1 pseudogene is annotated in these 686 nt (G+C 63.0%); it reads right to left on the reverse strand.

Annotation, left to right across the window (positions count from 1 at the left end):
• A pseudogene (locus ACWGTO_RS33690) lies at positions 1–686 on the reverse strand (ISKra4 family transposase); the annotation flags it as partial.

The following is a 686-nucleotide window of genomic DNA, read 5'->3' on the forward strand; positions in this document are numbered from 1 at the left end:
GCGAACTGGCGAAGGACGGTGATGCGCATGGTGATATGGAACCAGTCGAGGACATGCTCGCTCGCCGGTGCGATCATCTCGGCGAGCGAGCGGACCTCTTCGCCGCCATCTGTGATGAAAGTGATATCCTGATTGGCCTGCACGCCCTGCTTTTTGAGATGGTCGAGGATGCGCCGCTGCGGCTTGCGGTCGTAGCCGTGGACGAAACCGATGTAGCGCGGATCACCGTCTTCTGGCAGCGAGCGGCCGACGATCAGCTCGAAGTTCTTCTTCCGGTCGTTGCGGTCGCGGATGTATCCGCCATCCAGACCGATGACGATGCGGCCATCCGGAATGGGCAAGTTCATCCAGTCGCGCGGGCAAGAACCCTGCATGAAGGAGACTTTTTCCTCGGTCAGCTCCCGCTCGATACGGCGGGCCGCGCGCAATGCATGCTGCCGGATCGTCGTGGCATTGGCGCCGCAATCGATCGGCAGCACGTCGGCCAACAGCTCGGCGGCCGCGGCGTAGGGCACGAGTGAGGCCCACCGGGTCTCCAGATAGAGGCGTTCGGGCGCGATGTGATCGGGGATCAGTGCGCGCAATGGCGAGATTGTTGCAGGGCCATTCGCGCCGTCAATTCGCGGCAGGCAATAACGCGGGCTCTTCAGGCGCACGTCGCCGAACAGGGTATGGAAGGTTACGGG

The sequence above is a fragment of the Mesorhizobium sp. PL10 genome, from assembly GCF_053714315.1.